General features: G+C 37.7%; 9 protein-coding genes and 1 tRNA gene. 1 reads left to right on the forward strand and 9 read right to left on the reverse strand.

All coding sequences use genetic code 11. The features are described from left to right. Positions 1-52: 52 nt before the first annotated feature. The 8 genes from gcvT to QMD21_06520 all read right to left on the reverse strand — a co-directional run bounded on the left by gcvT (position 53) and on the right by QMD21_06520 (position 7779). The gene (gene gcvT, locus QMD21_06485; GenBank protein MDI6856408.1) at positions 53-3505 is read right to left on the reverse strand and encodes a glycine cleavage system aminomethyltransferase GcvT; all 3453 of its coding nucleotides are present in this window, start codon (positions 3503-3505) and stop codon (positions 53-55) included. Between the two features lie 17 nt (positions 3506-3522). After that, positions 3523-4293: an enoyl-CoA hydratase-related protein gene (locus tag QMD21_06490; protein MDI6856409.1), complete on the reverse strand. Its 771-nt coding sequence runs from the start codon at positions 4291-4293 to the stop codon at positions 3523-3525. A gap of 58 nt (positions 4294-4351) precedes the next feature. Then, positions 4352-4673 (reverse strand) — tRNA-Ser (locus QMD21_06495). 39 nt (positions 4674-4712) lie between these two features. Further along, the gene (locus tag QMD21_06500; protein MDI6856410.1) at positions 4713-5696 is read right to left on the reverse strand and encodes an RNA-guided pseudouridylation complex pseudouridine synthase subunit Cbf5; all 984 of its coding nucleotides are present in this window, start codon (positions 5694-5696) and stop codon (positions 4713-4715) included. Then, a complete protein-coding gene (locus QMD21_06505) occupies positions 5677-6216 on the reverse strand; it encodes an AAA family ATPase (protein MDI6856411.1) in 540 nt (179 codons plus the stop codon). Before QMD21_06505 ends, QMD21_06500 begins: the two co-directional genes overlap by 20 nt. Continuing rightward, entirely contained in the window at positions 6213-6839 is a 627-nt protein-coding gene (locus QMD21_06510) for an EMC3/TMCO1 family protein (protein ID MDI6856412.1), read from the reverse strand. The genes QMD21_06505 and QMD21_06510 overlap by 4 nt, the downstream gene beginning before the upstream one ends. Positions 6840-6883: 44 nt before the next feature. Continuing rightward, on the reverse strand, positions 6884-7228 hold the full coding sequence (locus tag QMD21_06515) for a hypothetical protein (protein MDI6856413.1): 345 nt from the start codon (positions 7226-7228) through the stop codon (positions 6884-6886). A 23-nt stretch (positions 7229-7251) separates the two neighbouring features. Continuing rightward, on the reverse strand, positions 7252-7779 hold the full coding sequence (locus QMD21_06520; GenBank protein MDI6856414.1) for a 50S ribosomal protein L15e: 528 nt from the start codon (positions 7777-7779) through the stop codon (positions 7252-7254). Between the two features lie 133 nt (positions 7780-7912). On the opposite strand from QMD21_06520, the gene QMD21_06525 reads away from it, so the two are divergent. After that, positions 7913-9031, forward strand: a complete 1119-nt coding sequence (locus tag QMD21_06525; GenBank protein MDI6856415.1) for an aminotransferase class V-fold PLP-dependent enzyme — start codon at positions 7913-7915, stop codon at positions 9029-9031. An 83-nt stretch (positions 9032-9114) separates the two neighbouring features. Here QMD21_06525 and QMD21_06530 read toward each other — a convergent pair. Then, positions 9115-9556, reverse strand: a 442-nt coding sequence (locus QMD21_06530) for a transposase (protein ID MDI6856416.1), incomplete at its 5' end; no start/stop codon positions are given.

The raw sequence follows: 9556 nt of genomic DNA on the forward strand, positions 1-9556 counted from the left end.
TTTCTTTCCCTGAAGAGTTTCTTTCTCTTTTCCGAAAAGAGAAAGAAAGGCTTCATGCGAAGCCAAACTGGTATCTTTCTCCAGGCAGCAATTCTTTTCTTAGCGGGAAGCGCGTCATTACGGTAGCGCTCTCAGGGGCTAAAATTTTGCCTGCTCTTAACTGCGAAATCGCTATTTTAGTACCCTCACGAGCGCAATCTTTATTTACATAAGCCAAGCCCACCTGAATGTAGTCAACAAGCGCAGCACTAGTAACTACTCCAATACTTTCTCCTTTTTGATTTAATACCGAATCGCCAGGTCTAAGTGCTCTAGCACCTTTGCGATCTAACTTAAATCTGACAATTTCTTGTTTTCTGAGTTTTTCAAACTCTATAAATTTGCTCCTTCCTATAAAGTAAGGCTTGTGAAGTTTTACAAAAGCCCCGAAACCCGCGCCGCTCGGCGTTATTTTATGCTCGCCAGCAAGCTCGTGGCCGTATAAAGGCAAGCCTGCTTCTATTCTTGTAGAATCTCTACATGCAAGTCCGCAAGGCTTTGCACCAAATTCTTTCCCTTTTTCTAAAATTAAGTTCCAAAGTTTAGGCGCTTGCTTTGGATGCAAAAAAAGCTCGTAGCCTATATTTTCACCAGTATAGCCAGTTCTAGAAATAATTAGTTTTATTCCAGCAAGCTCAACCTCTGCGAGCTCGTTCTTTCGTAGCTCTGCAATAATTTTTTTAGTAGCGCTATCAGCGAGCTCTTGAATTATTTTCAAAGAGTTAGGACCTTGTAATGCAATATCTATTTTCTGCTCTTCACCTGCTTCACTAAGTTTCAAATCACTAATAGTAACTTCGCCTTCCACTTCTATACAAGGTCTATCATTATCTATACATATATTTTTGGAATTTACAGATACAAGCCATTCTTTTATTTTATCTGCATTCACAGCATTTGTTACAATAATATATCTATCGTTAGCTAGCCGATATATGAAGACATCATCCATTACCTGCCCTTCGGGATCAAGTATATATGAATACTGCGACTGACCTGTCTTAAGTAGAGGTACATAATTAGTAGTGACAAGATCTAAAAATCTAGTTGAATATTTACCTTTAACTTCAATTACACCCATGTGCGAGACGTCGAAAAGTCCTGCCTTCTCGCGAACAGCACGATGCTCTTCATTAACGTTTGTATATACCAAAGGCATTTCCCAATTTGCAAAATTTGTGAAGTGGTTTGTGAATTTTAAGTGCTCATCGTATAAGTAAGATTTTCTTACTTTTACTTTTGGAACGTATCTGAACTCTGATTTTCTAGCTAATTTTTCTCCTTTAGCTAGATTGGTGCAGCCTATAAAATAAGGTTTGGCAAAGTTAAATAAATCGCTATTAGGCAATTTTTCAGCTATTAATTTAGCTCCAGCTACTTTGCCTATCTGCCTAGCGCCGAGCTCAGAGCCTTTTTTTAGTATGACAGACAACAATTTTTCTGCACTTGAAAGGCTTGTATAGAACAATATTTCAAATGGTTTTTTACCAGTCCTGATAATTCCTACTTTCATATTCTCTAAATTTGGCAGTAATCTTTGCAGCAATTGTTGAGTTTTAGGCCCTTGGATACCTGCTACAAGTATTGACTCAGAAATTTCTTTTAAATCTTCTACTATCACAGGCCCTTCGATTTTTCTGTAAATATCCTCATCGAATATAACATAGCCATCAGAAAGCGCTCTCAACCAAAGTTTGATTTTTTCTGTATTTTCAGGATTTGTAATTACTAAAAAGTGTGCTCTGCCTAACGCATCGTTCTGTAATCTAGCGATAGCAACATAGTCCAAGACGTTAGAGGCTCTATCTAGTAAAATGGAATATTGTGCATAGCCAACTTCTAAGTTTAGCGTGTTGTTCGTGCTCACTTCTTGTATAAATGCTTCTGCTCGCTCGCGATCGCCTGTAATTTCGAGCAGCCCGTAATCTCTAAGGTCGAAAATCGCAACTCCATTTTTTGCAGCCTCTAACTCTTTCTCTACACTCTCATAATACTCAGGCATTTTGTGGCTCTCGACTTCTCTATCAGATACATAGTAGTGCGGATAGCATTTTCCAGTAAATCTGGGTTTGTAGCGCGCACGCTCACAAAGTTTAGAAATCTCAAATCTTGTTTCTGCTATTATTTCTAGCTCTATTTTTCCACGGCCTAGTTCGCCAGTAATACCAATATAATAAAAAGGTTTGATATTTACCAATACTTTCCAGATAAGTTCGGCTAATTTTTCTATTTCTGCTTTACCAAACCCTAATTGCGATATCCAGGTAGTACCGAATCTTAGCCCGCTGGGATGTGCGGGATTAACATCACCCATAATAGCATTTTTGTTGCAGACAATCCCACAAATATCTAGAATTCTAGAAGCTATTTCGCCGCTGAGCTTAAGAGGCTTAAGATCGAGTAATACCATATGCGTATCTGTTCCGCCGTAGGCTAATTTCAAGCCTCTTTTTTCAAATTCTTTCGCTAAGTTTTGCGCATTCTCAACTGTTCTTTCTTGAAGCTCTCTAAAAGCTCTTGTCTTAGCAAGCTCAAATGCTACTGCTTTAGCAGCAATATTGCAGATGTGCGGACCTCCCTGCTCTTCAGGAAATACTGCGGCATCTATTTTACGAGCTTTTTCCTCATCCACAGTAATAATTACCGCTCCTCTAGGACCACAAATGGTCTTGTGAGTAGTAAAAGTTATCACGTCTGCGTAGCCTATTGGGTTTGGGAACTTACCTGCAACTACCAATCCAGCTGGATGCGCTATATCGGCAAGTAAAATTGCATTACAACCTTTAGCAATTTCACTGAATTTTCCCCAGTCTACACTCCAAGGATATGCGCTATAGCCAGCGATAATCATTTTAGGCTTGTGCTCTAAAGCTAATTTTTTTATACTTTCATAATTTAATTTACCTGTGTTTTTATCTACTTCGTATGAAACGACTTTGTAAAGTTTACCTGACCTGTTTGCAGGAGAGCCATGAGTTAAATGTCCTCCACTATCTAGAGCAAGTCCCATAACAGTATCGCCTGGGTTGAGGAAAGCTTCGTAGACAGCGTTGTTTGCTGCAGCGCCACTTAAAGGCTGAACGTTAACAAATATTTTTTCAGCCGGTATTTCAGGCGTAGAGAAAAGCTCAGCGCATCTTCGCTGAGCTAAAGATTCTATAAAATTAACGTACTCGCATCCCTTGTAATACCTTCTATCACCATATCTTCGCTGATAGCTTAATTCTGTCTTGTAATCCCTAATTCTCTCTATACTTTGCTGAGCTAACCTCTTAGGAGGATAACCTTCAGCATACAAACTGGTGAATGCTGAGCCCAAAGCCTGCTTTACAGCTTTAGGGCAAATACTCTCAGAAGCTATAAGTATAATTTTGTTGGTCTGGCGCTCTTCTTCAAAATCAATTATTGCCTTAGTATCAGCATCTATTTCTTCAAGCTCTTTATCTAGAAGTTCTGAGTAGCTCATTTTTTACAAGTCTCTAATCAGATACCTTGGAATTTAGGCACTCTTTTCTGTAGAAAAGCTTCTAAGCCTTCTTTAGAATCTTGAGTTTCGAAACATTTACTGAAGGCATTTCGCTCTAACTCAAGGCCTTTTTCTAATGGCACTTCAAGACCTTTATTTATAGCTTCTTTTGCATAGCTTATTGCAACTCTGCAGCTTTGTATTTTAGCAGCTAGCTCTTTAGCAGCATTCAAAAGTTCTTTCTGAGCCACTACTTTATTAGCCAACCCAATCCTATAAGCTTCATTTGCATCTATCGTTTCACCTGTGAATATAAGATGTTTGGCATAGTTCTTGTTTAAAAGTCGGGCTAAACGCTGAGTGCCACCAAAACCTGGTATAATACCAAGTTTAACTTCAGGCTGACCGAACTTTGCGTTTGAGCTAGCGATAACAAAATCGCAAGCGAGCGCTAGCTCAGTACCCCCGCCAAGTGCGTAACCGTTAACTGCGGCTATTACAGGCATTGGTAAATTTTCAATTTTGTCAAGAACCTCTTGACCAATTTTTGCAAATTCTAATGCTTGAGCTGCATTTTTATCTTTTAATTCTTTTATATCTGCGCCTGCTACAAACGCCTTATCGCCTTCGCCAGTTATTATGAGCGCTTTCAACAACTGCGATTTTTCAACTTCTTCAAGTAGCGCTTTAAGCTCTAGAAGCACCTCTGTATTGAGTGCATTCATAGGGGGTCTGCAAATTGTAATTATTCCTATATCTTTTTCTTTCTCAAATTTAAGGTTTTTCATTTCAGATATAGAAATAGTTAAAGTATTTAGAGAGCAAAAAGCTTTTTGCAATGATGTGCGCCGAGGAGGAGATTCTCAACAGCCCGGCTGGTTTTTTCCAAGCGCTTTTGCCAGCCAAAAAGGCTTCTTTGAACTCCTGAGGTGCATAGCACCACAAGCTAACTGTGAGAAAAAGAAAAGGAGCAATTATTCATACTGAGCGCCTTTTAATTATCGTTTGTCGCCACGCAATTAGTATTAGTAGTTGCGTTAGCAACCTTCGTATTTTGAGAGATTGCTTTGCGATTTCTCCTCTCTTTTCTTTTCCGTGAACGCTTTTCTTTTCTCTTTTAGAGAAAAGGGCTCCAGGCTTGCGCCTTACCAGGCTAGGCTACCTCGGCATTTTTAATTTATTTAGCAAAAGATAAGCTCACTAACTATTAAATTTTCTTCTTCCAGCATGGAGGATAAGTGTTGGGTAACATGAAAACACGCTCTATATCTACAGCACAGCCTTCACTCTTAGTCAAAAGCTCTTTAGAACTAAGTAGCGATTTTCCAAGTGCTACCGCCTCGTTCTTCAAACTAAAAATTGCAACAGTGCTGCCTTTTTCTATGCGTTTATCAAACTTCACAAATCCTGGTATTGCTAGATTAGCGCCGTGGCAAACAGCATCGACAGCACTATCTCTAATTATAATTTTAGGTAAATGCGAGAGCATTTTTTCAAATGGCATGATTACTTTTCTTAGCTCTCTCTCATTGCCTTCTTTATAATCCATGTAAGCATCTTTTAGTTGATGTAATGTTATTGCTTCGCTCTCTTCGAAACTACAGCTTCTTGTTCTTCTGAGCTCTTCTAAATGAGCGCCTCCGATTAACTTACCTACGTTGTGTACAAGCGTTCTTATATATGTGCCTGCTTGACATATAACTTTAAAAAGGACGTCTCTTTTTTCAATTTCAAGAATATCAAAAGAATAAATCTTTCTCTTTCTTACCTCTCTTTTTACAGCAGCTCTAACCGGTGGTAGCTGCTCGATTTCGCCAACGAACCGCGAACAGATCTTTTTTATATCATCAGTACTGACATCTCTGTGTGTGCGCATTATTCCTATGTATTCCTTAGTTCCGTAAAGAAACGCCTGCAAAGCTTTTGTAGCATTGCCTAAAGCTAAAGGTAGTACGCCAGTAACTTTGGGGTCTAATGTACCGCCATGACCTGCTTTTTCAATATTAATTATATCTTTCACCCATGCTACAACTTGATGTGAAGTAGGGCCGCGAGGCTTATCTAAATTAATACATCCTAACTTTATATACTCAGATAGCAGCCTTTTTTCAGGCTCGCAACCGTAGCGCTTGTCAGTAGTTTCAGATTTAACTTTAACTACTAAATGCTCCTCAGATAGCAATCCTATCATCCCTTAATTTTTGTATTATTGCGTTTGCTACTTGCTCAGGAGTAAGATAAGTAGTGTCTATAATTATAGAATAAACAGAAAGATCGTTTATGTCTATTGTATATAAATCCCAGAACCGCTGCCAATCAGAATTTTCTCGTTTTTGAATTTCTTCAGTAACTATTTCAAAAGATTTACCATCTCTTTTCGCAACTCTCCTTGCCCTTGTTTCGAAACTTGCCTCAAGCCACACTCTAATTGATGACATACCGTATTGTTTAGCGTGCCATCCTACTAATCGTCCTTCAACGACTGTGCTACCTTCAGATGCAAGTTTCATTACCATTTTATCAAGCTCTCTATCTATGCCGGGATTCTTTTCGGCAAGCTCTAATAACTGTTCTAAACTAGTGTTTCGCTCTTTAGCAATATTACGAAAAAGTTCGCCCGCACTCAAATATTTATAATTGAGTTTATTAGCTAAAATTTTAGCTACTGTCGTTTTACCTGAACCCGCTAATCCACTTAATGTGATTATCATTTTAATTTATTTCTATAGCTAATAACTCTCAAGCCTTTCTGAAATATACTACCAAAAGGTATCGACATAAAGAAATAGATAATAAGCCACCACGGGAAAAAGTGGAATAGAGGCCCTTTATCAATAAGGGAGATCTGAAAATTACCAATAATATTTATTTCTTTCGTTGGTAGAGAATCAACAAATTTATATAGCCATGCGAACACAGGAATGACTATTACCATAATAATTCCCATAGGCTTGAAGTTAGCGAGCATTACTCCGCTTTGCTCTTTCATAATTTCTGCTTGTAACTCAGTCAGTTTTTTCAATTTATAAAAATTCTTGCTGAGCTGAGCATCTCTGAGCTCTTTCTGAAACGCGGCCATTATTTTCTGCTGCTTTGCAAGTTTCAGCCAATCTACGAGAAAATGCCTTATGACAGTCGTAATGAAGATCAAGAGAACAGCTACAATAAATATAGTTAGCAGAGGTTTTGATTGAAATGATATAGTCTGAAATAAATAATCCACACCTTTACATGAGGCTTCTCTCAGACTAGCGTCGAAAATCATAAAAAGCGCTAATAGAAACGAGAATATAGCTATAAACCTTATAATTGCATTCTTCGTTTGAGATTCCATTTCTACAATTTAAAATACAATTAGCTGGATATAATTATATGCTTTTATTTTGCAGCTATATAGCCAGCGCGCATAAGTTTCTGCTCTAAAACCTCTTGCTTAATATTACTTGCTTCTAAAATGGTAAACGCTAGTGATACATATTTTGATACATCACCTTCTTTACGGAGCATTTCTCTAACTGTCTGAGCAACTATTTCTCTAAATCTGTCAATAGATTTATGAACTGAGCAATATTGAGTTAAAGCCCAAGCAAGCCTTGAAATAAAATCTTCTGTGAATGCTACTTCCGCCACTAGAGAGCTTATCTCGCCTTTAGTTTCGTTTGCTTTGTTAACTTTAATAATACCTGCCTTTTCTAGCTCTAATATAATCCAATCCTCGACCATATCCCTTAGCTTCTCAGCGCCTCTCACATATAGCAACGACCTTTTTTACCTGCGGAACTCAAACCTCTGTAAACTCTGCCTTTATGTTTGGATGAGCATATCCAGTTTATTTTAGGATCTTTTACTATTGCTGGGTGATGTGGGTCTACGAAAATAACCTCGTAAAACTTATACAAGCCATCTTCGCCAACCCAATAAGAATTTAGAACTTCTAAGTTAGGATAGCGCTTTTGCGCTCTTTCCTCAGCTATCCTTTGCAAGCTCTTTGCCGGTGTTATTTGCTCGACGCCCATTTTGGAAGGTTTTCTACCACCTGTAAATCTAGACTTTCGCAGACCCCCTCTTCTTACTCTCGCTCTGACAACTACGTAGCCAGGCTTTGCTTTGTAGCCTAGAGCTCTTGCGCGGTCAAGCCTCAGAGGCTTTGATACTCTTTCTACAGTCTTTCCCTTACGCCAAGCTATAAGTCTTTCCCAGAGTAGTTTATCAACGTAAGTTTTACTCGGCTTCTTCCAAGCTTCTCTTATATAGCTATAACAGCTCCTTACCATTTTATCAAGATCAGTATTAATATTTGATTATAAAAGGTTTTTTACCTCTGAATAACTATACCTACTCTGTGAGAGATGGCGTTTCATATCATCATTTAGATTTTCCAGGTACTGAGCTAAAAGGAATTAAAATATGAATGTTGAAAAGATAAGGGCAGTAGAATTTCCAGAATCTAAAAATCTAATTTATCTTAATAATGCAGCTACAGGCTTAGTACCTAGTTCTGCTATTAAAGCTATGGAAGAGGCTCTCAAATTACTGGCTAGAGGGAATTATTGGTCTTATTGGTATGAGAAGGTAAAAGAGGTAAAGAATAGTTTTGCTAAACTTATAGGTGCAACTAAAGAAGAAATTGCTATTTTAGAAAATACATCAACAGGTATAAATCTTGTTGCCAGCATGCTCAACTACGAGCCTGCCAGTAATATTGTGCTGAACGATCTGGAATTTCCTGCTAATTTTTATCCATGGCTGAAAAGAGGTGTAAAAGTAAAAATTTTGAAAAACAAAAAAGGTAAAGTTTCAATTCAAGATTACGAAAAAGCTATAGATGATAATACGATTATTGTCCCAGTAAGCCATGTAGCCTATAGCAACGGATTTAGACAAGACATAAAGGCTCTTGCAGAAATAGCTCATAAACACAATGCCTTGCTGCTTGTAGATGCAATCCAATCTTTAGGCGCTTTGGAAGTAAACGTGAGAAATCTTGATATAGATTTTCTAGTTACAGGATGTCAGAAATGGCTCTTATCGCCTCCAGGCACTGGTTTTCTCTGGATTAAGAAAGAGAGATTCGAAAAACTCAATTCTAAACTTATAGGATGGCTGAGTGTGGCGAAGCCTGAAGAGTACAAGCTTGACCTTAAGCTTTCTAAAACAGCCTCTAGATACGAGCTGGGAACACCTAACATTTTAGGCTATTTTGGGGTATTTGAGTCTTTAAAATTAATACTTAAGCTAGGAGTAAAAAATATAGAACGAAGAATACTTGACCTTACAGACATACTTATCAACCTACTCAAGCAGAAAAATCTAAAACTTTACACACCTTTAGAAAAAGAATGTCGTTCTGGCATAGTAAACTTTAAAATTAAAAATGCAAAAGAAATAGTAAAGAAATTGAGAAAGAGCTTGATAATAGTTTCTTGCAGGAATAACGGCATTAGAGTAGCGCCACATTTTTACAATACAGAAGAAGAGCTTGAAAAGATGATGAGTTATGTGCATAAAATATGTTGTTTTGAATAACAGAGCCTTTGAACCTGCTTTGTTGCACAATTAAGCGATTTTTTAGTCTTTCACTTAATCTGAGTTTATATTTTTAGATTTTCTTACGGGCCTGCCCATGGCGTTCTATTAGTTATATCGTACTGTATCAAGGCATTATAGAAAAGATACTTTAATTTCACTTCATGGAACATGTTTTCTAGTTTTGTAGCACGTACATATTCTCCTCCTTTCCGTTTGACTGCAGAGAAAGTGCTCTCACTATACCATCTCTTACCATAATCATATTTATCACGCCACCTTTCATAACCTAGTTTACGGAACTCACGTGCGTACTTTTTTCTAGGTTTTTTAGTTTTAAATGTAGGCCCAACATTTCTTCTGATTTTTATTCCTAGCCTGATACGACGTCTGTTAAGTTTTTGAAAATTTTCGTTGGAATTGTATGCACCATCTGCGTTTGCCTGTACAACCTTGCCTCCTTTTGCCTCTACATTTTCTACAGATTGATCTACTAAATTTTCAAATTCTTCGTTATCATGTGCC

Source organism: Candidatus Thermoplasmatota archaeon, assembly GCA_030018475.1.
GTDB lineage: Archaea > Thermoplasmatota > JASEFT01 > JASEFT01 > JASEFT01 > JASEFT01.